The sequence below is a fragment of the Spongisporangium articulatum genome, from assembly GCF_044465595.1.
GTDB lineage: Bacteria > Actinomycetota > Actinomycetes > Actinomycetales > Kineosporiaceae > Spongisporangium > Spongisporangium articulatum.
In genome coordinates this window covers 387,963-412,337 of the sequence record NZ_JBITLV010000001.1, presented here as the reverse complement: position 1 = coordinate 412,337, position 24,375 = coordinate 387,963, and the positions used below count along the sequence as shown (strand labels likewise).

Below are 24,375 nucleotides of genomic sequence, written 5' to 3'. Positions count from 1 at the left end.
TCGACAGTGGATATCGGCGTCGTCCTGCAGACCAACCCGCCCGCCTCGCGGGTGGTCGAACTCGCCCGGCAGGCGGAGACTCTCGGGTTCAGCCACGTCTGGACGTTCGACTCCCACCTGCTCTGGGAGGAGCCGTACGTCATCTACAGCCAGATCCTGGCCGCCACCCGCAAGGTGGTGGTCGGGCCGATGGTGACCAACCCGGCCACCCGGGACTGGTCGGTGACCGCGTCGTTGCACGCCACGCTGAACGAGATGTTCGGCAACCGGACGATCTGCGGGATCGGCCGGGGCGACTCGGCCGTGCGGGTGCTGAACGGCAAGCCCACGACGCTGGCGACGCTGCGCGAGAGCATCCACGTGATCCGGGAACTCGCCAACGGGCGGGCGGTCGACATCAACGGGTCGACGTTGCAGTTCCCGTGGGGTCGGGACTCCCGGCTCGACGTGTGGGTGGCGGCGTACGGGCCGAAGGCGCTGGCCCTGACCGGTGAGGTCGCCGACGGCTTCATCCTGCAGCTGGCCGACCCGGCGATCGCGGAGTGGACCATCTCCGCGGTCCGCCGGGCCGCCGAAGCGGCGGGCCGCGACCCGGCGTCCGTCAAGATCTGCGTCGCCGCACCGGCGTACGTGGGGGACGGCAGCCCCGAGTCGATGGCGCACATGCGCGACCAGACGCGCTGGTTCGGCGGCATGGTCGGCAACCACGTGGCCGACATCGTGGCCCGCTACGGCGAGGGCGGCGGCGTGCCGACCGCCCTGACCGACTACATCAAGGCCCGGGAGGGCTACGACTACAACCAGCACGGTCAGGCCGGGAACACGCACGCCGCCTTCGTCCCCGACGAGGTGGTCGACCGGTTCTGCATCCTGGGCGACGCGAAGGCGCACATCGAGCGGCTCGAGGAGCTGAAAGCCCTCGGCGTGGACCAGTTCGCGGTCTACCTCCAGCACGACGGGAAGGCCCAGACCCTCGAGGCGTACGGCGAGACGGTGATCCCGGCGGTGCGCGACACCGTGACGGCCAAGTCGTGAGAACCCTTCGGGGTCGGGCCCTGCCCGCCCTGGTCTCGTTCGGGTACGGGCTGCTGGCGGTGGCGTTGCTCGTCCTCCTGTGGGAGGGGTACAAGGCCGTGGGCTCGCCCGACGGGTGGTCCGTGCACGACGTCCGGCTGCTGCCGCGCGCCGACGACGTCTCCATGCCGCACGTCTGGCAGATCCTGGACCGCTTCACCCAGCCCGAGATCTCCACCCCGGGCAGCCATTCCGTGTTCGTGGCGGTGCTGCTGGCCGGCTGGTTCTCGTTCCGCGTGGCCTTCGCCGGGTGGGTCGGGGGTGTCCTCGTCGGTGGGCTGCTGGCCTTGCTGATGCAGCGGTTCCGCACCGCCCAGGACGCCCTGCTGCCCTACGTGATCGTCAGCCAGACGGTGCCGCTCGTGGCCATCGCCCCGGTCGTCGTCGGCTGGGGCGGCAACCTCGCCGTGTTCGGGCAGCCGTGGCAGCCGTGGATGTCGGTGGCCGTGATCTCCGGGTACCTGGCCTTCTTCCCGGTCGCGGTGGGCCTGCTGCGCGGGTTGGAGTCGCCCCAGGCCGCGCAGCTCGGGTTGATGCACAGCTACGCGGCCTCCTACTGGCAGACCCTGCTGCACCTGCGGCTGCCGGCCAGCGTCGGGCACCTGATCCCGGCCCTGAGGCTCGGCGCCGCCGCGTCGGTGATCGGCGCGATCGTCGCCGAGATCTCGACCGGGACGCGGGGCGGCATCGGGCGTCTCATCATCGAGTACGCCCAGTCCGCGACCGGTGATCCGGCCAAGCCGTGGACGGCGTTGCTCGGCGCGGCCGTGCTCGGTCTGGTGGTCGCGGGCCTGGTCGGACTGCTCGACCTCTCCCTCTCCCGATTCCAGCCGGCAGGAGCCCGATGACCGAGGAAGCCCCGATCCCCGCCGTCCACCTGAGCGCGGTGGACAAGACGTTCGGGGCCGGCACGAGCGCATCGGTCACCGCGCTGGAGGGCATCGACCTGACGGTGGCGCCGGGTGAGTTCGTCTCGCTCATCGGGCCGTCCGGCTGCGGCAAGAGCACGCTGATGCGCATCGTCGCCGACCTCGAGCAGCCGACGTCCGGCACGGTCGCGGTGTTCGGCAAGACCGCGAAGCAGGCCCGCGTCGACCAGGACTACGGCATCGCCTTCCAGGCCGCCGGCCTGCTGCCCTGGCGCACCGTGCGCGCGAACATCGAGCTGCCGCTGGAACTGCACGGGACGAAGAAGGCCCAGCGCCGGGCCCGCGCCGACGAACTGCTGGAGACCGTCGGCCTGACCGACTTCGCGAACCACCGTCCCGAGCAGCTGTCGGGCGGCATGCAGCAGCGTGTCGCCATCGCCCGCTCGCTCGCCGAGCAGCCACGCCTCCTCCTGATGGACGAGCCGTTCGGCGCGCTCGACGAGATGACCCGGGAACGCATGCAGGGCGAGCTGCTCCGGCTGGCCGCCGCGACCGGCTGCGCGGTCGTCTTCGTGACCCACTCCATCCCCGAGGCGGTCTACCTGTCCGACCGGGTCGTCGTGATGTCGCCGCGGCCGGGCCGGATCGCCGAGATCGTGCCGGTGAGCCTGGGCGAGCGCACCGAGGACACCCGCGAGGCGGGCGACTTCTTCGCCGCCGTGACCGCGGTCCGTGAGGCGCTGCGCGGGCATCCGAGCGACCCGGATGCGCCGTTGCGCGGGGTGGACCTGCGATGACGTTGCTGCGGAGGGTCCTGACGCCGGTCGCCTTCGGCGCGCTCGTCCTGCTGGTCTGGCAGTTGGCCGTCGACCTGCAGGACATCCCCGGCTACCTGCTGCCCAGCCCGACCGCGATCTGGGAACAGGTGCACGAGAACGCATCCGACATCCTCGACGTCACCGTCGCCAGTGGGCTCAACGCGTTGATCGGGCTGCTGGTGGGCATCGTCCTGGCCGTCGTCGTGGCGGTCCTGGCCGTGTGGGTGCCGGTGCTGCAGCGCCTGCTCACCCCGCTGGCCTCCGGGGTCGCCGCGATGCCGATCGTCGCGCTGGCCCCGGTGCTGTTCATCATGTTCGCGGCCGACAGCGACCTGCCCCGGCGGATCGTCGTGACCGTCGTGGCCTTCTTCCCGGTCTTCGTGACCACGGTCCGCGGCCTGACCCGGATCGAGCCCGTGCACGCCGAACTCTTGCGCAGCTACGCCGCGAGCGCCTGGGAGACGACCCGCGTGGTCCGGCTCCCGGGTGCGGTGCCGTACCTGTTCACCGGCGTCCGCGTGGCCTCCTCGCTTGCTGTCATCTCCGCGGTCGTGGCCGAGTACTTCGGCGGCCTGCAGAACGGCCTGGGCAGCAGGATCACCTCCGCCGCGTCGAACACCGCCTACGCCCGCGCCTGGGCGTACGTGGTGGCCGCCATCGGTCTGGGGCTGGTGTTCTACGTCGTCTCGCTCGGTGCCGAGCGACTGGCGACGCGGGGCCGTGCGGTCGAGCAGGCCTGAGTTCTCCTACGAAAACCGTTCTACGGAAAGAGGAAATCCGTGAGAAGCAGTCTCCGCCGCCGGGCCCTCGTGGGTCTCGGGGCCACCCTGACCGTGATGGGCCTCGCCGCCTGCAGCACGACCTCCTCGGGAGGTGACACCGCCGCCACCGACCCGGGCGCCCTGACCGACGTCAAGCTGCAGCTGCAGTGGTTCACCCAGGCCCAGTTCGCCGGGTACTTCGCGGCCCTCGACCAGGGCTACTACAAGGACGCCGGGCTCGACGTGACCATCCTCGAGGGCGGCGTCGACATCGTCCCGCAGACCGTCCTGGCCCAGAACAAGGCCGACTACGCGATCGCGTGGGTGCCGAAGGCGCTCGCCTCGCGGGAGGCCGGTGCGGGCATCACCGACGTGGCGCAGGTCTTCCAGCGCTCCGGGACGCTGCAGGTCTCGTTCAAGGACAAGAACATCACCACCGCGGCCGACCTGAAGGGCAAGAAGGTCGGCAACTGGGGCTTCGGCAACGAGTACGAGCTGTTCGCGGGCATGACCAAGGCCGGGCTCAACCCGGGCAAGGACGTCAAGCTCGTGCAGCAGCAGTTCGACATGAACGCCCTGCTGAAGGGCGACATCGACGCGGCCCAGGCGATGATCTACAACGAGTACGCCCAGGTGCTCGAGGCGAAGAACCCGAAGACCGGAAAGCTCTACACCGCCGACGACTTCAACGCGATCAACTGGAACGACGAGGGCACGGCGATGCTCCAGGACGCCATCTGGGCGAACACGGAGAAGCTGAAGAGCGACTCGGCCTACCAGGACCAGACCGTGAAGTTCATCGCCGCGAGCCTCAAGGGCTGGGCCTACTGCCGGGACAACGTCGAGAAGTGCCGTGACATCGTCGTGGCCAAGGGCTCGAAGCTGGGCGCCAGCCACCAGCTCTGGCAGATGAACGAGATCAACAAGCTGATCTGGCCGGCCACCAACGGGGCGGGCACGATCGACACCGCCGCCTGGGACCAGACCGTGAAGATCGCCCAGGACACCAAGAACGCCGAGGGCAAGACGGTTCTCACCAAGGCCCCCGACGCCGACGCCTACACCAACGACTACGTCACCAAGGCGCTGGCCGAGCTGAAGGCCGACGGGGTCGACACCACCGGCTCCTCGTACAAGCCGGAGACGGTGACCCTGGAGGCCGGTGGGGCGTAGTCGCCCCTCGGTTCGAGGCGCACACTGGTAGGCGCAGTACGACCGGTCCGCCGCCCGTCTCCGGGCGGGCGGCGGGCCGGACCCACGCACCGAAGGTCGAGGAGCAGGACATGGTCACGCGCATCACCCACTGGATCGACGGCGCCCCGGTGGCGGGAACCTCGGGCCGTACGGCCGATGTCTACGACCCGGCCACGGGTGAGGTGACCGGCGCGGTCGACCTGGCCTCGCCGTCCGAGGTCGACGCGGCCGTCGCCTCGGCCAAGGCGGCGGCGAAGACCTGGCGGACGTCGTCCCTCTCGACCCGCTCGGCCGTCCTGTTCGCGTTCCGCCAGCTGTTGCACGATCACGCCGAGGAACTCGGGCGGATCGTGACGGCCGAGCACGGCAAGGTCCTGTCCGACGCGGCCGGCGAGATCGCCCGCGCGCTGGAGAACGTCGAGTTCGCGTGCGGCGTCCCGCAGCTGCTGAAGGGCGGGTTCAGCGAGCAGGCCGCGACCGGCGTCGACGTGTACTCGATCCGGCAGCCGCTCGGCGTGGTGGCCGGCATCACCCCGTTCAACTTCCCCGCGATGGTCCCGATCTGGATGTGCGCCAACGCCATCGCGTGCGGGAACGCCTTCATCTGCAAGCCGTCCGAGAAGGACCCGAGCGCGTCGCTCTTCCTGGCCGAGCTGTGGAAGAAGGCCGGCCTGCCCGACGGCGTGTTCACCGTGCTGCACGGTGACAAGGTCGCCGTCGACGGCCTGCTCGAGCACCCCGACGTCGCCGCGATCAGTTTCGTCGGCTCCACCCCGATCGCGAGGTACATCTACGAGCGCGGCACCGCCCACGGCAAGCGGGTGCAGGCGCTCGGCGGCGCCAAGAACCACATGGTCGTGCTGCCCGACGCCGACGTCGACCTGGCCGCGGACGCCGCGGTCAGCGCCGCCTACGGTTCCGCGGGCGAGCGCTGCATGGCCGTCTCGGTGACCGTCGCGGTCGGCGACATCGGCGACGCGCTGGTCGAGGCGATCGCCGCCCGGCTGCCCAAGCTGCGCGTCGGTGCGGGTACCGACCCCGACTCCGAGATGGGCCCCCTGATCACCGCCGAGTCGCGCGACCGGGTCCTGTCGTACATCGAGGCCGGGGCGCAGGCCGGCGCGACCGTGGTGGTCGACGGCCGCGAGGGGGACCTCCCGTCGTCCGGCTTCTTCGTCGGGCCCACGCTGGTCGACGGGGTGACGCCGTCGATGAGCGTGTACACCGACGAGATCTTCGGCCCCGTGCTGAGCGTGGTGCGGGCCGAGACCTACGACGAGGCTGTGGAGCTGGTGAACTCGAACCCGTTCGCCAACGGCGTCGCGATCTTCACCCGCGACGGCGGTGCGGCCCGCCGGTTCCAGTTCGAGATCGAGGTCGGCATGGTCGGCATCAACGTGCCGATCCCGGTCCCGGTCGCCTACTACTCGTTCGGCGGCTGGAAGGCGTCGCTGTTCGGTGACACCCACATGTACGGGCCGGAGGGGATGAACTTCTACACCCGCGGCAAGGTCGTCACGTCCCGCTGGCCCGACCCGGCCACGTCCACCGTCGACCTGGGCTTCCCCCGTACCCGCTGAGCGAGTGGGGAAGGCCCGGGCCCTCATGGGGGCCCGGAACTACCCCAGACGTGTCCAGGTGCCCGGTAGCCGGCAACCCAGCCCGCAGGGATGCGCCCGACCCGTCCAGCCTCGGTGCTGCAGCGCGCGGGCGACCTCGTCGGCCGTCGCGCAGCGCAGACCGGTCACCTCGCGCCATCCGTAGCGCAGCGTGCCCTGCTGCATCACGGTGACCGCGTTGTCCCGGCGCCGGTCGAGGTGGGCGTCGTCGCGCGGATGAGCCTCCTCGCCGTCCAACTCGACCACCAGTCCGAACTCGACGTACCGGTTGTCCCGATACCGCCGTCGTCCGTTCGCGCCCTCCGGTCGGTTGCGCTCCGCCTTCGGTAACCGGTGGGCGCGTTCGACATCGCGGGCGTACCGCAGTTCGAGGGGAGTGGTCACCCCGTCGTTTTCCTCGGCGAGCACCTCGGTGAGCAGACCTCGCCAGCGGTGGCGGCCCCGGCGGCCGAGTTCGGTTCGGAGCCGGGACGCTTTGGTCAGTCGTCGCTGGATCGCGCGAAGCACCGGCTCGAGGGCTGCATCTTCCCCGTGGGCCGCCTCGGCGAGGTCGAGAACGGTCGGCTCGACTCGCAGCCGCGGTGGCGAACCCCATGAGTCGGGCAGCTTCCGGCGACGGTGGACGACGACGCCGGCCGGGGCTTTGACCTTCCGCTCGTGCGGCACGCTCAGCTCGATCGGGCGGGGCAGTGGTGTACCGCGTTCGGCGCCGTCGTGCAGCCAGAGGGCGGTGCCGTGGGACGCCGTCGCCCCGGCCCCTGCGTAGAGCAGGGCGCACCACACCCGGGTCAGGTCCGGTAGGGGGCCGGTGAATACGACGAACACGCCGGGCAGCACCCGCCGCCATCGCCGGGCCCGCACGGCTACCCGAACCTGCTTGGCCGTGACCCCGACCGCGTACAGCTGGCTCGCGCTGACGGCGCCTGCTTGGTCGGAGGCCAGACCGAGCGCGCGGTCACACGGTCTGAGCACGAGGTCCAGCTTGACGCTGATGGAGCGTCGGGCCGGAGGACGCCTGTGGATAACCCACAGTGGGTCGTTTCCAGGCCCCTGGAGGGGTGCAGATCTACCCCGATCAACACGAAACGGAGCGAGTGGCGGCCTCGAACGGGTGCCTGAGTCGCTCACAGCAATCCGCCCCGCACGCCGCGTGAGCCAACCGGGTGAGGGCACCGGGACCTTCATCAACACCCGGGGGCGGCCGCCGATGGGCTCTCCCGATGGGTCCATACGGACTCGGTACGAGGGCCACGGAACGGCCCGCCCATCTCACGGAAGAGAGTTCCTCATGCGCAAGCCTCGCATCACCACGAAGCGCGTCCTGGGTGCGACCCTGGCCGCTGGTCTCGTCGTCGCCGGTACCGTCGCCCTCGCGGGCAACTCGTCGGCCGCGACCGTCCCCGCGATGACCATCACCCCCGCGTCCGGCTCCACCGCCGGTGGCGACACCCTGACCATCAAGGGCAAGGGCCTCACGGACGCCGACGGCACGGCCGTCGCGGTCTCCGCCTACTACACGACCGCCGCCTGTGCGGACGGCACGCCCTCCAGCGCCGCGGGCTACTCGAACTTCACCACCGGCCTGACCGTCGTCTCGGCGACCAAGGCCGTCCTCGTCGTCCCGGGCAGCCTGAGCCTGGCCGCGGGCGCCGGCTACGTCTGCCTGGGTGACGCCGCGGTCGGTTCGGCCAACACGATCGTCGGCTCGGCCAAGTACACGGTCGGCGACGCCCCGACCATCACCAAGGTCAACGGCAACACCGAGGGTGGCGGCGCGCAGGCCGTGTCCACCTCCACGTTCGGTGGCACGACGCTGACCGTCGAGGGCACCAACTTCACCAAGAAGACGGTGGTCAGCGTCGCCGGCACCGCCGCGGTGACCAAGTTCGTCAGCGACACGAAGGTGACCGCGTCGATCCCGGCGGGCGCCGCCGGTTCCGGCAAGGCCATCAAGGTCACGACCGAGTACGGCGGGGTCACCTCGGCCGACCAGACCGTCACCTACCAGTCGGTCCTCAAGGCGTCGCCGAGCTTCGGCAAGGCCAGCACCGCCGTGGGCGTCGAGCTCGTCGGTAAGGGCTTCTCCTCGATGACCTTCGGTGCGGCCGACAGCAACTACGTGATCGAGTTCGTCCCCGGTGGCACCACCCGCGCCGCGGCCGACACGATCTCGGCGGCGCTGTGCACCAACATCGTGATCGAGAACGACACCACGCTGTCCTGCCGGACGCCCAGCAACCTGTCCGGTGCCTACAGCATCCAGATCCTGAAGCGCGGTACCACCGCGGGTTCGGACCTGGCGAAGGTCGCCACGGGCGGTGTCACCACGGTGATCTCCCGCAGCGCCACCTACACCGCGGCGAACTTCTGATCGACACCCTGATCAGGTAGCCGCACCACGCGAGAACCCTCCGGCCCGGTCTCCCTCACCAGGGAGGCCGGGCCGGGGGCTTTTGGACGACGGGAGCGTGGCAGGAAATCGGCTTCGAACTCAGGACCGCGATGGGCGACCATGAGCGCATGCCGACGACCGTCCCGTTGCTCACCCCTGCGCAGGGGCTCGCGCAGTTCGAGCGCAACGCCGCCGCGCTCACCGCGCTGATCCCGGAGGCCGACCTCGACGCGCCCGTGGCCGCCTGTCCGGGCTGGACCTTCGCCGACCTGGTCGCCCACGTCGGCGAGATCCACCAGTGGGCCCGGCACGCCGTCCTGGCCGGCTCTCCCGACGGCCCGTACACCCCGCCGGACGGCGACCTCGCGGCCTGGTACGCGCAGCACGCGAGCGCCCTCGCCGAGACGCTGCGCACGACCGACCCGGACGCCCCCGTCTGGCACTTCGGGCCCAAGCCGCGCACGGCGGCCTTCTGGTCGCGTCGCCAGGCCCACGAGACCGCCGTCCACCTGTACGACGCCGCGCACTCGCAGGGCCTCGAGCACGAACTCGACCCGGCCGCGGCCCTCGACGCCGTCGACGAGGCCCTCACGATGTTCTACCCGCGGCAGGTCCGCCTCGGCCGCATCGCCGAACCCGATCCGGGCCTGACCGTGCGTACCGCCGGCCACGAGTGGACCGTCGGCCGCGAGCCGGCGGCCGCCGTCGAGGGCCCGCCCGACGCCGTCCTGCTGCTGCTCTGGAACCGCATCGGGCTGGACGACGACCGCCTCACCTCCAGCGGTGACCGCGGCTGCGCCGCGGCCGTCCTGGCCGCGGGGATCGTCCCGTGACCGCCGTCCAGGAGACCCCGAGCCGCACCGGGTTGCACCCGGCGTGGAAGGTCGCGGCGGTGACCCTGCTGGCCCTGGTGGCCAGCGCCGCATTCCGGTCGAGCACGGGCGTGCTGATCGACCCGGTGCACGAGGAGTTCGGCTGGAGCCTGACCACCATCTCCGGCGCGGTCAGCATCAACCTCGTCCTGTTCGGGCTGACCGCGCCGTTCGCCGCCGCCCTGATGGGCCGGTTCGGTGTCGGCCGGGTGGTCGCCGTCGCGCTGAGCTTCGTGGCCGTCGGGTCGGGCGCGACGCTGCTGATGACCCAGGTCTGGCAGCTCGTCGTCCTGTGGGGGCTGGTCATCGGGTTCGCCACCGGATCGATGGCGCTGGTGCTCGGCGCGGTCGTGGCCAACGCCTGGTTCGTCGAACGGCGGGGCCTGGTGATGGGCGTGTTCTCCGCGGCCAACGCCACCGGGCAGCTCGTCGTCCTGCCCGCCGTCGCCTGGCTGGCCACCCACGAGGGGTGGCGGGCGGCGGCCGCGCTGACCGCCGTCCTGGCGCTGGTGCTCGTCCCGCTCACCCTGGCCTGGTTGATCGACAGACCGGCCGACGTCGGGGCCCTGCCCTACGGCGCGAGCGAGGCGCCCGCCGTCCCGGCCGGACCGGCGCTCGGCGCGGGCCGCGCCGCCTGGAACGAGCTGAAGCTGGGCGCCCGCAGCCCGGCGTTCTGGCTGCTGGCCGGGACGTTCTTCATCTGCGGCTGGTCGACCAACGGGCTGATCCAGACCCACTTCGTGGGCATGGCCCACGACCACGGCATGCCCGCCACCACCGCGGCCGGGCTGCTGGCCGTGGTCGGCGTCTTCGACATCGTCGGGACGATCGGCTCGGGCTGGCTGAGCGACCGCGTCGACCCGCGGCTGCTGCTGTTCATGTACTACGGCCTGCGCGGGCTGGCCCTGCTGGCCGGTCCGACCCTGATGGGCCCCGGCCTGAGCATGCCGCTCGGCCTGTTCATCGTCTTCTACGGCCTCGACTGGGTGGCCACCGTGCCGCCGACGGTCGCGCTGTGCCGGGAGGTGTTCGGCCTGGAACGCTCGAGCATCGCGTTCGGCTGGGTGTTCGCGGCCCACATGGTCGGCGCCGGGGTGGCGGCCGAGGTGGCGGGCTGGAGCCGCGAGGTCAGCGGCTCCTACGACGACGCCTGGTGGCTGGCCGGCGGCCTGTGCATCCTCGCCGCGTTCGCGATCTTCGGGGTGCGCGCGCCCGCCCGGACCCCGGCCCCGGACGGCCCGCCTCCGGTGGGCTCCGACGCCGGCTGATCTGGGGAACCTGCGGCCCTCTGTGATCCGTGGGGCGGGTGGTGGTAACTCGTCAGAACATTCGCGGCCGATCAGGTTTCAACCGCCACGATCGGGACAGATTCCCCTCAGCGACGTCAAGGAAACGCGGCTCCCGCTGCGCCGAGAGGAATCCCGTCATGCCCTCCAGACCGCTACGTCCGGTCCGGCTCGCCGTCCTCGCGGGCCTGGTCGCCGGTCTCGTGGTCGGCACGGCCGCGACCGCTCACGCCGTCCTGACCCTCGACCCCACCGGCGCCACCCTCGGACCGGCCCTGGCCGGGCCCGGGACGGTGGTCACCTCCTCGACGTTGCTGACCCGCCCGGCCGCGGGTAACGCCGACGCCGCGTCGACCACCCCGCTCGCCGGGTTCCCGTCCGACGGTCCGAGCTACGCCCTGCTCAGTACCGGGTCGGCGCTCAACGTCCCGAACGTCAACGCCGACCCGGGCCCGGGCACGCTCTACAGCAGCACGCCCGTGGCCGGGCGCGGCGACAAGGCCTTCGACGTCAGCGTCCTGCGCGCGGACGTGACGGTGCCCGCCGGGGCGAACTGCCTGGCGTTCGACTTCACGTTCCTGTCGGGGGAGTACCCCGACTTCGTCGGCCAGGCCTACAACGACGGGTTCGTGGCGGAGCTCGACCGCACCACCTGGACGACGAGCGGCACCACGATCGCCGCGCCCGACAACTTCGCCTTCGACGCGTCGGGCCATGTGGTCAGCGTCAACGCGCTCGGTGTCGGTGGGATGAGCGCCGCGAATGCGGCCGGCACGATGTACCGCGGCCACGGTGCGACGGGCCTGCTGCGCGCCACGACGCCGGTGACGCCCGGCCAGCACTCCGTCTACTTCTCGATCTTCGACAACGGTGACGGCCAGTACGACAGCACGGCGCTCGTCGACAACCTGCGCACCGGGTACGTCGCCGATGCGGCGGCGAACTGCCGGGCCGGGGCGCGGGTCGCCGGGGCCACGCTCGACCTCGTGTCGTCGCCGACGGCCCCGGTGAAGGTCGGCCGGCCGGCCACGGCCCAGTTCCGGCTCACCGACGCGAAGACCCACGCGCCCGTCGCCGGGGCGCCCGTCTCGGCGACGGTGACCGGGGTCAACCCGCAGACGACGACCGTCACCACCGACCCGGCCGGGCTGGCCACGGTGAATCTGAGCGGCACCGCCGGTGGCGCCGACCAGGTGTCGGCCTGCTACCGCCCGGCCGAGGGCGACGCCTGCGTGGCGTTCGCCTCGGCCGGGGTGAACTGGCTGAAGGACGTCACGGTGGCGGCCACCAGCTACACCGTCTCCTTCGGCGCCGAACAGCCCGCGCCCCGCTGGACCGTGGCCGGCCTCGACGGCGACGACGGGCTGACCGCGGCACCGACGTGCACGGTCCCCACCCCGCACACCGCGGTCGGCAGCTACCCGATCACCTGCGCCGGGGCCGCCGCCGACCCGAAGTACGTGCTGAACTACGCCCCCGGCACGCTGACGGTCACGCAGGCCCCCGTCACCGTCCAGGCCGACAGCCAGACGGTCACCTACGGCGAGGACGACCCGGCGTTCACGTTCACCACGACCGGTCTGCGCGCCGCCGATCACCTGCTGCAGGCCCCGGTGTGCGGGGTCGCGGGCGAGCACTCCGCCGCCGGCACCTACCCGATCACCTGCACCGGCGCCGATGCCGGAGGCAACTACCAGATCGCCTACGCCGCAGGCACTCTCACGGTGCGCCGGGCCGTCGCGGTGGTGAGCGCCGACAACCGGTCGGTCACCTACGGGGACGACGACCCGGCGTTCGCGGGCACGGTCACCGGGCTGTTGGGTCAGGACCGGCCGGTGCAGGAGCCGACCTGCGGGGTGAGCGCGGCCCATGCCCACGCCGGCTCGTACGCCATCACCTGTACCGGCGCCGACCTCGGCCCGGACTACGCGGTGAGCTACGTACCCGGCACGCTGACCGTGAAGCCGTCGGCGGTGGTGGTCGCGGCTGCCAACCAGACCGTCACCCTCGGCGCCGAACTGCCCGGATTCACGTACAGCACGAGCGGTCTCGTGCGCGGTGACACCCTCACCGCGGAGCCGGTCTGCGCCGTCGCCGGGCCGCACGACGGCGTGGGCGAGTACCCGATCGTCTGCACGGGCGCCGAGGCCGGGCCCGACTACACCGTGACGTCCGTCCCGGGCACGCTCACCGTCACCGCGGCCCACGCCACCGTGACGGCCGACAACCAGACCATCACGTACGGCGACCCCGACCCGGAGTTCACCTACACCACCGGCGGCACGCTGGCGGACGGCACGACGGGTGGCCCGGTGACCTGCGGCGTGGCCGGTCCCCACACCGACGCGGGCGACTATCCGATCACCTGCACCGGCCCGACCGACGACGGGAACGGCGACATCGCCTACGTCGCCGGGACTCTGACGGTGAACCGGGCGGCGGCCACCCTCACCGCCGACAACCGGGCCACGACCTACGGCGACGCGGACCCGGTGTTCACCTACGGGGTCTCCGGACTGCAGCCCGGGGACGCGCTGGTCACGGCGCCCACCTGCGCGGTCGCCGGTGCGCACGCGGACGCCGGTACCTACCCGGTGACCTGCGCCGGGGCCGACGCGGGGGGGAACTACACGCTGACCACCGTCGCGGGCCGCCTCACGGTGAAACCCGCGCCGCTGACCGTCACCGCCGACAACAAGGCCGCCGTCTTCGGTCTCGGCCTGCCGTCCCTCACCTACAGCGTCAGCGGTCTGGTCGGCGACGACCAGCTGCTGCAGGCCCCCACCTGCAGCGTGGCCGGTGGCCTCCTGGCCGGGCTCCACGCGGTCACCTGCTCCGGGGCCGATGCGGGACCGAACTACGTCGTCAAGTACGTCGGCGGAACCCTGAGCGTCGACAAGGCCACGACCTCGGTCTACATGACCCCCCTGGTGTTCGGCTTCCTGCACCCGACGGCCACCCTCACCCGCACCGACACCGGCGCCGGGATCGCCGGGCAGACGGTCACCTTCACGGTGGGCGGCAGCCGGGTGTGCTCGGCGGTGACGAACAGCCGGGGCGTCGCGACGTGTGCGCGGACGTACCTGTTCACCCTGTCGAAGGCCACCGCCACGTTCGCCGGCACCGACGACTACACCGCATCGAAGGACGACGCCGGCCTGCTGTTCAGCTGACCTCCCGGGCGATGAGCTCCAGCAGGTCGGGCCCGACCCCGCAGCAGCCGCCGACCCCGCGGGCGCCCGCGGCCAACCACTCGCGGGCGGCGGTCCCGGCGACGCCGGCGTCGCCCCGCGGGGTGCCGTCCGTCCAGTCCTGCCCGCCGTTCGGGTACACGACCACCGGTACCCCTGACGCGGCCGCCACCCGCACCGCGGCGGGCACCCCGGCCGGGTCGGTGCAGTTCACGCCGACGGCCACGACCTCGGGGACGGCGGCCAGCGCGGCGTACACCTCGGCCGCCGGTTCGCCGCGGCGGGTCAGCACCTCACCGGCCGGCGTCGTCACCGTCGTCAGCGAGACCCAGCCCGGCACCCCGGTCTCGGTCAGCAGCGCGGCCGCCACCTCCGCCTCGGCCCGCGCGGGCAGGGTCTCGAACCCGATCACGTCCGCCCCGGCGTCGACGAGGGCCGCCACCCGCGGCCGGTGCACGGCCGCGAGCGAGGCCGGGCTCACGTCGTCCAGGTAGGTGCCCGTGAACTCCGACAGGTCGCCGAGCAGCGCGCCGTAGGGACCGAGCGCCCCGACCACCCAGGCCGGCCGGCCCGCCTTCTCGATCGCGGCCCGCGCCGCGTCGACGGCCGCGCGGATCAGCCCGCCGTCGCCGGCCTGGTACGTCGCGGTGGAGGTGACCTGGGCGCCGGCGGCGAGGAAGTCGGCGTGCAGCTCGACCAGCGCGTCGGGGTCGTCGCGCAGGATCCGGGCCGACCAGTCGCCCCCGGACAGGTCGTGCCCCCGGCGTTCGAGCTCGACACCGAGCCCGCCGTCCAGCACCACCGGCCCACGCGCCAGCGCGTCGGCGAACTGATACATCAGTCCTCGGGCAGGTCCCGGGCCAGCGCCTTCGGCATCTCGCCGGTCGACTTCACGTAGTAGGCGGCGGCCTGCCGGACGAACAGCATCCGGGCCACGCCGATCACCGCACCGGACAGCGCAGCCCAGGCCAGCGCCTCGGCCCACGTCGTCTCCGGGTCCTCCGGGACGGTCGGGGGCTGGTTGCCGGTGACACCCTTCCAGGTCAGGTTCAGGGCCTGGTCGGCGGCGCGGGCGGCGGCCACGGCGGACAGGGCGGCGAGCAGCTTCCAGAGCACGGACTTCACGTTCCCAACCATCCCACGTCAGAGCAGAGCGGCAAGCTTCCGGGCCAGCACCACGATGATCGGCGCGGAGAGGCCGACGAGCCCGATCACGAGCAGGAGCGCGGTCAGCCGGGCCAGCGGGCTCGGACCGCCGCCCTCGGGCGCCCGCAGCATCCTCAGCAGCATCGTCACAGGGTCGCATCCCGAACGGGGTTCGCGCAGCCCGCGTGGCACCGGCCCTGTCGGGGGGCTTTTGCCCGGTGTACGGTGTCGGCAACGACAGGGGAGCGCCAGCGGGGCGCTGAGAGTGCGGGAGACCGCAGACCCTTGAACCTGATCCGGGTCATACCGGCGGTAGGGAGTCGACTGTGACGACGCGTGCGTCCGAGTCCGAAGTGCTGGAAGAGTCCGACCGTCGGCCGCGCTGGCGCGTGGTCGACATCCTGGTGGCCAGCGTGGTGGCCGTGGCCGGCGGCGCGGTGTTCGCGGTGTGGAACACCGCGGCCGCGCCGCTGATGAACGCCATGGTCCCGCCGCTGTCCGCGTTCTACGTCGGGGTCTGGCTGTTCCCCGGCGTGCTGGGCGCGCTGATCGTCCGGAAGCCGGGCGCGGCGGTCTACACCGAACTGGTCGCAGCCACGGTCGAGGCCCTGATCGGCAGCTCGTGGGGCTTCTCGACCGTCTACTACGGCCTGCTCGAGGGGCTGGGCGCCGAGGTCGTCTTCCTGGTCTTCCTGTACCGGCGCTGGGGTGTGACCGTCGCCGCGCTGGCCGGGGCCGGGGCGGGTGTCGCGGCCGGCCTGCTCGACGTCTTCGTCTACTACCCGACCATCACGGCCGCGGCGAAGCTCGGGTATGTCGGCCTCACGATCGTGTCCGGGCTGGTCGTCGCCGGGCTCGCCTCGTGGCTCCTGGTCCGGGCGCTGGCCCGCACCGGGGTGCTGGCCTCGTTCGCCTCCGGGCGCGACGCCGAACGCGTCTGACGGCCCTCGATGGGCGTCACCGTCGAGCTGCGCGGCTGGGGCTGGCGGCACGCCGGGCGTAAGGCGTGGGCCGTGCGCGGCGTCGACCTCGTGCTGCAGCCCGGCGAACGGGTGCTGCTGCTGGGCGCCTCCGGGGCCGGGAAGTCGACCCTGCTGGCCGGGATCGCCGGGTTGCTCGACCCCGCGAACTCCGGTGAGGAGGAGGGGGAACTGCTGCTGGACGGCGTCCCGGCGCGGCGGGCGCGGCGGCTCGCCACCGGGCTGGGCAGCGCCCGGACCGGGTTGCTGCTGCAGGATCCGTACGCGCAGACCGTCCTCGAGCGGTGCGGGGACGACGTGGCGTTCGGTTGCGAGAACCACCGCGTGCCGCGCTCCGAGATCTGGGCTCGCGTGGACGCGGCGTTGGCGCTGGTGGGGTTCCCCTACGGGCGAGCGCATTCCACGGCGTCGCTGTCGGGTGGTGAACGACAGCGGCTGGCGCTGGCCGGCGCACTGGCGCTGCGGCCCGACCTGCTGCTGCTCGACGAGCCGACCGCGATGCTCGATCCGGACGGGGCCGAGCTGGTCCGCGGGTCGGTCGCCGAGGTGCTGGCCGCGACCGGGGCGGGCTGCCTCGTCGTGGAGCACCGGGTCGAGCCGTGGTTGCCGTCGGTCGACCGGGTGGTCGTGTTGGACCCGGGCGGCGGGGTGCTGGCCGACGGGGCTCCCGAGGCCGTGTTCACCGCCGCCGCAGCCGAACTCGACGCATCCGGGGTCTGGACGCCGGGCCTGGCCGGTGACCTGGCCGCGCGGCTCGCGCGCGGCTCGGGGGCGACGCCCGGCCCCGAGCTGATCCGGGCCGAGGCGCTGGCGGTCAGCCCCGCCGTGATCATGCGCAAACGCAGACTCTCCGCGTCGATCATGCGCAAACGCAGGATCCGCTCCGACCGGCCCGACCGCCGCCGTCCCGTCCTGGCCGGAGTCGACGTGTCCGTGTCGGCCGGCGCCGCGACCTGCCTGACCGGCCCCAACGGGACCGGGAAGTCCACCCTGGCGCTGACTCTCGCCGGATTGCTGCCGCCGGTTGCCGGTCGGGTCGTGGCCGCTGCGGGGCTGGCCCGCGGCCTCGGCGAAGACCCCTACCGGTGGCGGGCGCCCGAGCTGGCCGCCCGGGTGGGCACGGTGTTCCAGGACCCGCGCCACCAGTTCGTGGCCGCCACCGTCCGGGACGAGCTGCTGGTCGGGCCGTCGCGCGACCCGGTCCGCGCCGACGAGTTGCTCGACCGGCTCCGGCTGCGACACCTGGCCCGGGCCAACCCGTTCACGCTGTCCGGCGGCGAGCAGCGTCGGCTCTCGGTGGCCACCGCGCTCGCGACGGCCCCCGGCCTGCTGGTGCTCGACGAGCCGACCTTCGGTCAGGACGCCCGCACCTGGGCCGAGTTGGTCGCGGCCCTGCTCGACCTGCTGGACGGCGGCACCGGGCTGCTCGTCGCCACCCACGACCTCGAACTGGCTCGGGTGCTCTCCACGCGCGGCGCCCAGGTGCGGCTGGCGGCGGCCTGATGGCGAGATCGCGGCGGCTGCCGGGTACGGCCGAGTCGGACTCGGTGGAACCCGGCAGCGAAGGTGATCACCGGGCGTTCGTCGCGCGGGCCAACCCGATCGCCAAGCTGGCTGTGGCACTGCTGGTCCCGCTCGCACTGGTGCTGACGATCGACCCGGTGACGGCCGGGGTCGCGCTGGGCCTGGAGCTGCTGGCCCTGCCGTGGTGCGGGGTCGGCCCGGCCGCGCTGGTCCGCACCGGGCGACTGGTGCTGTTCGGGGCCACCTCCGCGGGTTTGGTCACGGCCCTGCTCGGCGCCGACTCCGGGAAGTCGCTCGGCGTGCTCGGCGTGAGCACCGGGTCGGCCACCGACGCGGGCTCGATCGCCCTGCGGGTGCTGGCCATCGGGCTGCCCGGCGTCGTGCTGGTGGCCACCACGGACTCCACCGAACTGGCCGACGCTCTGGCCCAGATCGCTCGTCTCCCAGCACGTTTCGTGCTCTCGGCCCTGGCCGCCCTGCGTCTGCTCGGGGTACTCGGTCAGGAGTGGTGGGCGCTGACCCTCGCCCGGCGGGCCCGCGGGCTGCAAGCGGGGTTCTCCCCGGCGGGTCTGCGGTTGCTCGGCGGTCAGGTGTTCGCGCTCCTGGTGCTGGCCATCCGCCGGGCCACGGTGCTCGCGACCGCCATGGAGGCGCGCGGTTTCGGGACCGGCGAACGTACCTGGGCCCGGCCCAGCGTCCTGAAACCCACCGACGCCGTGGTCATCGGGGGAGGCCTGTTCATCGCGGTCGCCGCTACGACCGCCGGAATCCTGTTCTGAGCAGGATCGCCGACGGAGTGCGCCGATCCCCTGGGGAACGGCGAATCAGTGCCCTCCGCGGGTGATCACGGGTGGTCGGGCCAGCCGGCGACGCGCAGGGTGTGGCCGTCGGTGCCGATCAGCCGAGCGGCCAGGCCGTGCTCCCACAACCAGGCCGGGGCCAACTCGCCCATCAGGAGCGCAGCGGCCGCGGCCCCGTGAGCCTCGAGACAGGTCGCGGCGCTCACCGTGACCTCACGCCAGAGGGGGACGACGGGCAGCCCCGTACGCGGGTCGAGCGGGTGCGGTACGCCCGAATCGGCGTGCGGCAGCGACGGCAGCAACGCGGTCGCCAGCCCACCGCCCTCCAGCAGCACCTCCTCGCACACCGGGGTCGGACCGTCCGGCACCGAGCCCTCGGGCGGGGCGACGCCCAGGGTGAGCCGCCACTGCTGCGGCTGGTCGGGCAGGGTGCCGACGCCCACGTCCTCGAGGCCGGCGCCCGCGCCGAGCGAGACGAGGGCCGGCGTCCCGACCTGTTGGGGCAGGCGCGCGGTGACGAGGTCGACGCCGAACGCGCGCACCGTCGTCCCGAGGTCGAGCCGGGTGCCCGCGGGCACCCGCAGCCGGTTGCCCTCGGTGTCGAGGCCGACCCGGTGACCGTCGGGCAGGCCGGCCAGCCCGGCCGTCGCCGCGCCGATCCGGACGGCCGCGGTGACGGCGGCGATCAGCAGTTCGTCGACCTCGACCCACTCGCCCGCGGCCCGGTTGGCGCGGCTCAGGTCGGAGTCGCCGCGGCGCGGGTCGCACCGGTGCTGGACGTCGGCGAGCAGGTGCTGGGCCACGTCGGCCGCCCGCTCGAGCTGCGCGCGGTCGGCGACCACCAGGTGGGCGGTGGCGCCGAAGGCCGGCCAGCTCGCGGACCCCGGACCGGCACCGTCGGGCGGGCCGGGCCGGTCGCGCGTCTTCGAGCGCGCACGGCGGCCGGACGCACCCGACTGGAAGGCGGTGGGGGCGTCGGCCGCGGTGCTCATGGGCGGCTCACGCCCCGGCACAGGGAAACGACGAGGGGGGTTCGGGCGGGAGCATGCGCAGAAATATCGCGCCCCGGCCGCCGCAGCAGACTCATCGGAATCCTAAGCGCAGGAAAAGGCTCCGCAGCCCGCCCGGTTGCTTCGCGCCGCGCTGCCGCCGGCGGCGCAACGTCGGCTCGCTGCGGCGCAGTTCGGACGACCCGAGGACGACCTTCACCTGTGCGCCGCCGAGCCGCGAGCGGCCGAGCTCGAGCCGCCCGCCGGAGGCGATCGCGGCCCGGCGCACGATGTCGAGGCCGAGCCCCGACGAGCCCGCGTTGCTGTGCCCGCGGTTGACCACGTCGGACCCCGGCAGCCCGGGACCACCGTCCTCGACCACCAGCACCACCCCCTCGGCCGGGTCCAGCGTGACCGAAACCTCCAGCGGCACACCCTCTTCGGTGTGTGCGAAGACGTTGTCGATCAGCGCGTCCACCACGTCCGTGAGGTCGACGGCATCGATCTGCGCCCACGTGGTGATCGCGGGCAGTCTGGTGCGCAGCGAGCGTCCCTGCTCGTCCGCCAGTGCCGACCAGAACGCCACCCGCTCGCCGATGACCGTGGCGGCGTCGCACCGGGCCGCCATGTTCGGACGGACCGGACGCCGGGCGTCCCGCAGCACTGCGTCGACGGTTCTCTCAAGATTGTCGACGTGCAACTCAAGCCGCTCGGCGATCACCGGGTCATCGATCGACTCGGTGTCCAGACGCAGCGCCGTGACCGGCGTGCGGAGCCGGTGCGACAGGTCGGCCACCGACTCGCGCTCGGCGATCAGCAGCTGTTCGATGCGCGCCGCGAGCCGGTTCAGCGCGCGGGCCATGGCCACGACCTCGGGCGGCCCGCGCTCCTCGGTACGGGTCTCCAACCGGCCCTCGTGCAGCGAGTCCGCGGCCCCGGCCAGGTCGCGGATCGGGTGACTGACCCGCCGGGCCAGGGCGTCGGCGGCGACCACCGACAACCCCAGCATGAGCAGGCCGAGCAGCGCCAGGATGAACGTCCGGCGGCCCACCCCGTCGTGCAGTTCCGCCCCCGACAGGACGATCCGGACGACCCGGCGGTCGGCGTCGTCGCCGGCCGCCGCGGAGTAGATGACGCCCTGCCCATCGATCTTCTGGGCCGAGGCGACCCCGGCCTTGGCCTCGGGGGTCGGGGGCACCGAGACCTGGTCGCCGAGGGTCTGGTTCTCGGGCAGCCAGACGGTGACCTTGCCGGTCGGGCGCTTGGCCGGGTCGTCGAGCCAGGCCTTGACGCCGGGCGCGCCCTGGACGGCGGCGATCACCGCGAGCGTCTGCGCCTGGCTGCTGGCCTCGGCGAGGGAGCGCTCCTCGGCGAGGGAACGCACGATCAGGGCCAGCGGGACCAGGAAGGCCAGGACGACGGCCGACGTCGTCGCGGCCACGAGCAGGGTCAACCGCCAGCGCACGACTCAGCCATCAACCTTCTCCGGGTGCCACGAGTCGGATGCCGACCCCGCGCGTGCTGTGCAGGTACCTGGGGTCCGCGGCCGACTCGCCGAGCTTACGGCGCAGCCAGGACAGGTGGACGTCGATCGTCCGGTCGCCGCCCCCGTACGGCTGCTGCCACACCTCGGCCAGTAGCTCGCGCTTGCTGACCACCTCGCCGGCCCGCTGGGCCAGGGCCAGCAGCAGGTCGAACTCCTTGCGGGACAGCTCGAGCGCCTCGCCGTCCAGGGTGGCCAGCCGGGTTTTGGCGTCCAGCGCCAGCCCGCCGACCACGAGCGGGCCGTCGACCTTGGTCGGGCCGCCGCGGCGCAGCACCGCGCGGATCCGCGCGTCCAACTGGTCGGCGCCGAAGGGTTTGGTGACGAAGTCGTCGGCGCCCGCGTCGAGGGCGCGCACCACGTCGGTGTCGTCGTCCCGGGCGGTCACCACGATGACCGGCACCTCGCTCACCGCGCGCAGCATGGTGAGCACCTGGACGCCGTCCACGTCGGGCAGGCCGAGGTCCAGCAGGACGACGTCGGGCCGGTCGTCGATCACGGACTGCAGCCCGGGGAGACCGGCCGGTTGCCACTGGACGGCGTGCCCGCGGTCGGTCAAAGCACGCGAGAGGGCACCTCGGATGCCCGAGTCGTCCTCGATGATCAGAATCACCGCCACGCCAGGACGTTACCCGTTGCAGGGGTATCGGGGGTATTGCGTAGCGACCCGCCACCCGTCCCGCCCATCCGCCCCAGGGGAAACAGGGCGTTTCCAGCACGGGTTGAGTCGACAAGACTCAAGTTTGTCGATCCTGGAATTGACAGGCGCCGGTCGTCCGTTAAGACTTGAGTCCGGTCGGCTCAGGGTCGACGGGAACGGACGCACTCAGCAGGAGGAACAACTCATGGCACGAGCGGTCGGCATCGACCTCGGCACGACGAACTCCGTCGTGGCTGTTCTGGAGGGCGGCGAGCCCACCGTCATCGCCAACGCCGAGGGCGCGCGCACCACGCCGTCCGTCGTGGCGTTCGGCAAGTCCGGCGAGGTCCTCGTCGGCGAGATCGCCAAGCGGCAGGCCGTCACGAACGTCGAGCGGACCATCCGCTCCGTCAAGCGGCACATCGGCACCGACTGGTCGATCGACATCGACGGCAAGAAGTACACCGCGCAGGAGATCTCGGCCCGCGTGCTGCAGAAGCTCAAGCGCGACGCGGAGGAGTACCTGGGCGACAAGGTGACCGACGCGGTCATCACCGTCCCGGCGTACTTCAACGACGCCCAGCGCCAGGCCACCAAGGAGGCCGGTGAGATCGCGGGCCTCAACGTCCTGCGCATCATCAACGAGCCGACCGCGGCCGCCCTGGCCTACGGCCTCGACAAGGGCAAGTCCGACGAGCGCATCCTCGTCTTCGACCTCGGTGGCGGCACCTTCGACGTCTCGCTGCTCGAGGTCGACGTGGAGGAGGGGGGCGCGACCGCCATCCAGGTCGTGGCCACCAACGGCGACAACCACCTCGGTGGCGACGACTGGGACCAGCGCGTCGTCGACCACCTGATCACCACGGTGAAGAACACCACCGGCGCCGACCTCAGCAAGGACAAGATCGCCGTCCAGCGCCTGCGCGAGGCGGCCGAGCAGGCGAAGAAGGAGCTGTCGTCCGCGACCAGCACCAACATCTCGCTGCAGTACCTGTCGATGACCGAGAACGGTCCGGTCCACCTGGACGAGAAGCTCACCCGGGCGCAGTTCCAGCAGATGACCGCCGACCTGCTCGAGCGGGCCAAGGCGCCGTTCCTGGCCGTCATCAAGGACGCCGGCATCTCCGTCGACGAGATCGACCACGTGGTCCTGGTCGGCGGTTCCACCCGGATGCCCGCCGTGGCCGACCTGGTCCGCGAGCTGACCGGTGGCAAGGAGCCGAACAAGGGGGTCAACCCCGACGAGGTCGTCGCCGTCGGCGCCGCGCTGCAGGCGGGGGTCATCAAGGGTGACCGCAAGGACGTCCTGCTCCTCGACGTGACCCCGCTGTCCCTGGGCATCGAGACCAAGGGCGGGATCATGACCAAGCTGATCCAGCGGAACACGGCCATCCCGACGAAGGCCTCCGAGGTGTTCACCACGGCCGACGACAACCAGCCGCAGGTGCTCATCCAGGTGTTCCAGGGCGAGCGCGAGCTGGCCCGGGACAACAAGCCGCTGGGCAACTTCGAGCTCACCGGCATCGCGCCGGCCCCGCGCGGCATCCCCCAGATCGAGGTCACCTTCGACATCGACGCGGACGGCATCGTCCACGTCTCCGCGAAGGACCGCGGCACGGGCAAGGAGCAGTCGATGCGCATCACGGGCGGCAGCGCGCTGTCCAAGGAGGACATCGACCAGATGATCAAGGACGCCGAGGCGCACGCCGAGGAGGACCGCAAGCGTCGCGAGGACGCCGAGGTCCGCAACGGCGCCGAGCAGCTCGTCTACTCGACCGAGAAGTTCCTGGCCGACAGCGGCGACAAGATCCCGGAGGACGGCAAGGCCGAGATCGACTCCGCCCTGGCCGATCTGAAGAAGTCGCTCGAGGGTGACGACGTCGCCGACGTCAAGGCCAAGCAGCAGACGCTGGCCGAGGTCAGCCAGCGGGTCGGCTCGACGCTGTACGCCACGCCGGACGCCGAGGGCGCCCCGGCCGGTGACACCGACGGCGGTTCCGCCTCGGCCAGCGGCGCGGACGACGACGTGGTGGACGCCGAGATCGTCGACGAGGGCAAGTGATGTCTGAACCCATCAATCACGGAGAAGAGCCGACCGGACCGGTGATCCGGGACAAGCGCCGGCTCGACCCCGCGACGGGTGAGGTCCGGGACGGGGCGGCGGCCGAGACCGCCGCCCCGGCCCCGGCGCAGCCGGTCGCCGACGAGAACCCTTCGCTGGACGGTATTCTCGCCGACCTCGACGCGGCGCAGTCGTCGGCGGCCGAACGGCTGGCCGACCTCCAGCGGGTGCAGGCGGAGTTCGTCAACTACAAGCGTCGGGTCGAGCGGGACCGGGAGCAGTCCGCGGTGCTGGCCACCGCGGGGCTGCTCGAGTCGCTGCTGCCGGTGCTGGACGACGTGCACCTCGCGCGTCAGCACGGCGACCTCGAGGGCGGCCCGTTCGCGGCCATCGCCGAGAAGCTCGAGAAGACCCTGGAGCGGTACGGACTCTCGCGCTACGGCGAGCCCGGCGAGCCGTTCGACCCGGCGGTGCACGAGGCGCTCATGCACACCGAGGCCGAGCTGCCGGAGGGCACCGAGGTGACGACCGTCGTCCAGGTGCTGCAGCCGGGGTACCGGCTGGGCGAGCGGGTGCTGCGCGCGGCGCGCGTGGCGGTCGCGGACCCGGCCTGAG

General features: G+C 72.4%; 22 protein-coding genes and 1 riboswitch. Of the genes, 15 read left to right on the top strand and 7 right to left on the bottom strand.

Features of this window, described 5'->3' with window-relative positions; genetic code table 11:
- Positions 1–6: 6 nt before the first annotated feature.
- The 6 genes from ACIB24_RS01985 (at position 7) to ACIB24_RS01960 (ending at position 6,296) form a co-directional block, all read left to right on the top strand.
- A complete protein-coding gene (locus tag ACIB24_RS01985) occupies positions 7–1,035 on the top strand; it encodes a TIGR03842 family LLM class F420-dependent oxidoreductase (RefSeq protein WP_398274380.1) in 1,029 nt (342 codons plus the stop codon).
- Positions 1,032–1,922, top strand: coding sequence for an ABC transporter permease (locus tag ACIB24_RS01980; RefSeq protein WP_398274377.1), 891 nt, complete (start codon positions 1,032–1,034; stop codon positions 1,920–1,922). Before ACIB24_RS01985 ends, ACIB24_RS01980 begins: the two co-directional genes overlap by 4 nt.
- Entirely contained in the window at positions 1,919–2,740 is an 822-nt protein-coding gene (locus ACIB24_RS01975) for an ABC transporter ATP-binding protein (protein WP_398274374.1), read from the top strand. The genes ACIB24_RS01980 and ACIB24_RS01975 overlap by 4 nt, the downstream gene beginning before the upstream one ends.
- Positions 2,737–3,501, top strand: coding sequence for an ABC transporter permease (locus tag ACIB24_RS01970; protein ID WP_398274371.1), 765 nt, complete (start codon positions 2,737–2,739; stop codon positions 3,499–3,501). The genes ACIB24_RS01975 and ACIB24_RS01970 overlap by 4 nt, the downstream gene beginning before the upstream one ends.
- A gap of 96 nt (positions 3,502–3,597) precedes the next feature.
- Positions 3,598–4,695, top strand: a complete 1,098-nt coding sequence (locus ACIB24_RS01965; RefSeq protein WP_398276704.1) for an ABC transporter substrate-binding protein — start codon at positions 3,598–3,600, stop codon at positions 4,693–4,695.
- A gap of 110 nt (positions 4,696–4,805) precedes the next feature.
- Entirely contained in the window at positions 4,806–6,296 is a 1,491-nt protein-coding gene (locus tag ACIB24_RS01960; RefSeq protein ID WP_398274368.1) for a CoA-acylating methylmalonate-semialdehyde dehydrogenase, read from the top strand.
- Between the two features lie 39 nt (positions 6,297–6,335).
- Here the strand turns inward: ACIB24_RS01960 and ACIB24_RS01955 are convergent, their stop codons facing one another.
- The gene (locus ACIB24_RS01955; protein ID WP_398274366.1) at positions 6,336–7,307 is read right to left on the bottom strand and encodes a hypothetical protein; all 972 of its coding nucleotides are present in this window, start codon (positions 7,305–7,307) and stop codon (positions 6,336–6,338) included.
- Positions 7,308–7,623: 316 nt separating this feature from the next.
- Here ACIB24_RS01955 and ACIB24_RS01950 point away from each other — a divergent pair, with 316 nt between their 5' ends.
- The 4 genes from ACIB24_RS01950 (at position 7,624) to ACIB24_RS01935 (ending at position 14,058) form a co-directional block, all read left to right on the top strand.
- On the top strand, positions 7,624–8,706 hold the full coding sequence (locus ACIB24_RS01950) for an IPT/TIG domain-containing protein (protein WP_398274363.1): 1,083 nt from the start codon (positions 7,624–7,626) through the stop codon (positions 8,704–8,706).
- A 149-nt stretch (positions 8,707–8,855) separates the two neighbouring features.
- Complete coding sequence (locus ACIB24_RS01945; protein WP_398274360.1) at positions 8,856–9,560, top strand: maleylpyruvate isomerase family mycothiol-dependent enzyme; 705 nt, start codon at positions 8,856–8,858, stop codon at positions 9,558–9,560.
- A complete protein-coding gene (locus ACIB24_RS01940; protein ID WP_398274357.1) occupies positions 9,557–10,867 on the top strand; it encodes an MFS transporter in 1,311 nt (436 codons plus the stop codon). Before ACIB24_RS01945 ends, ACIB24_RS01940 begins: the two co-directional genes overlap by 4 nt.
- A gap of 158 nt (positions 10,868–11,025) precedes the next feature.
- Positions 11,026–14,058 (top strand): MBG domain-containing protein, encoded by a 3,033-nt coding sequence (locus ACIB24_RS01935; RefSeq protein WP_398274354.1) that lies wholly within the window; start codon positions 11,026–11,028, stop codon positions 14,056–14,058.
- Here the strand turns inward: ACIB24_RS01935 and mmuM are convergent.
- Genes mmuM through ACIB24_RS01920 form a run of 3 tightly spaced genes read right to left on the bottom strand, consistent with a single transcriptional unit; the run spans position 14,051 to position 15,366 of the window.
- A complete protein-coding gene (gene mmuM / locus ACIB24_RS01930) occupies positions 14,051–14,914 on the bottom strand; it encodes a homocysteine S-methyltransferase (RefSeq protein WP_398274352.1) in 864 nt (287 codons plus the stop codon). The two genes, ACIB24_RS01935 and mmuM, sit on opposite strands and share 8 nt — an antisense overlap.
- Positions 14,914–15,201, bottom strand: coding sequence for a DUF4235 domain-containing protein (locus ACIB24_RS01925; RefSeq protein ID WP_398274349.1), 288 nt, complete (start codon positions 15,199–15,201; stop codon positions 14,914–14,916). The genes mmuM and ACIB24_RS01925 overlap by 1 nt, the downstream gene beginning before the upstream one ends.
- An 18-nt stretch (positions 15,202–15,219) precedes the next feature.
- Positions 15,220–15,366, bottom strand: coding sequence for a hypothetical protein (locus ACIB24_RS01920; protein WP_398274346.1), 147 nt, complete (start codon positions 15,364–15,366; stop codon positions 15,220–15,222).
- Between the two features lie 85 nt (positions 15,367–15,451).
- Positions 15,452–15,558, top strand: a riboswitch (TPP riboswitch).
- Here ACIB24_RS01920 and ACIB24_RS01915 point away from each other — a divergent pair.
- From ACIB24_RS01915 to ACIB24_RS01905, 3 genes are all read left to right on the top strand, one after another.
- A complete protein-coding gene (locus ACIB24_RS01915; RefSeq protein ID WP_398274343.1) occupies positions 15,549–16,163 on the top strand; it encodes an ECF transporter S component in 615 nt (204 codons plus the stop codon). (Overlaps the previous riboswitch by 10 nt.)
- A gap of 9 nt (positions 16,164–16,172) precedes the next feature.
- Entirely contained in the window at positions 16,173–17,705 is a 1,533-nt protein-coding gene (locus ACIB24_RS01910) for an ATP-binding cassette domain-containing protein (protein WP_398274340.1), read from the top strand.
- Positions 17,705–18,505, top strand: coding sequence for an energy-coupling factor transporter transmembrane component T family protein (locus tag ACIB24_RS01905; RefSeq protein ID WP_398274337.1), 801 nt, complete (start codon positions 17,705–17,707; stop codon positions 18,503–18,505). The genes ACIB24_RS01910 and ACIB24_RS01905 overlap by 1 nt, the downstream gene beginning before the upstream one ends.
- Positions 18,506–18,570: 65 nt before the next feature.
- On the opposite strand, the gene ACIB24_RS01900 is transcribed toward ACIB24_RS01905, so the two are convergent.
- The 3 genes from ACIB24_RS01900 to ACIB24_RS01890 all read right to left on the bottom strand — a co-directional run bounded on the left by ACIB24_RS01900 (position 18,571) and on the right by ACIB24_RS01890 (position 21,677).
- Complete coding sequence (locus ACIB24_RS01900) at positions 18,571–19,518, bottom strand: FAD:protein FMN transferase (RefSeq protein WP_398274334.1); 948 nt, start codon at positions 19,516–19,518, stop codon at positions 18,571–18,573.
- Positions 19,519–19,609: 91 nt separating this feature from the next.
- Positions 19,610–20,980 carry a HAMP domain-containing sensor histidine kinase gene (locus tag ACIB24_RS01895; RefSeq protein WP_398274331.1) on the bottom strand — a complete coding sequence of 457 codons (1,371 nt, stop codon included), beginning with the start codon at positions 20,978–20,980 and terminating at the stop codon, positions 19,610–19,612.
- Positions 20,981–20,990: 10 nt separating this feature from the next.
- Complete coding sequence (locus tag ACIB24_RS01890; protein ID WP_398274328.1) at positions 20,991–21,677, bottom strand: response regulator transcription factor; 687 nt, start codon at positions 21,675–21,677, stop codon at positions 20,991–20,993.
- A gap of 226 nt (positions 21,678–21,903) precedes the next feature.
- Between ACIB24_RS01890 and dnaK the strand changes: the two genes are divergently transcribed.
- Together dnaK and grpE are read left to right on the top strand one after the other, a co-directional pair.
- The gene (gene dnaK, locus ACIB24_RS01885; RefSeq protein ID WP_398274325.1) at positions 21,904–23,760 is read left to right on the top strand and encodes a molecular chaperone DnaK; all 1,857 of its coding nucleotides are present in this window, start codon (positions 21,904–21,906) and stop codon (positions 23,758–23,760) included.
- Positions 23,760–24,374, top strand: a complete 615-nt coding sequence (gene grpE, locus ACIB24_RS01880; protein ID WP_398274322.1) for a nucleotide exchange factor GrpE — start codon at positions 23,760–23,762, stop codon at positions 24,372–24,374. The genes dnaK and grpE overlap by 1 nt, the downstream gene beginning before the upstream one ends.
- Position 24,375: the final 1 nt, after the last annotated feature.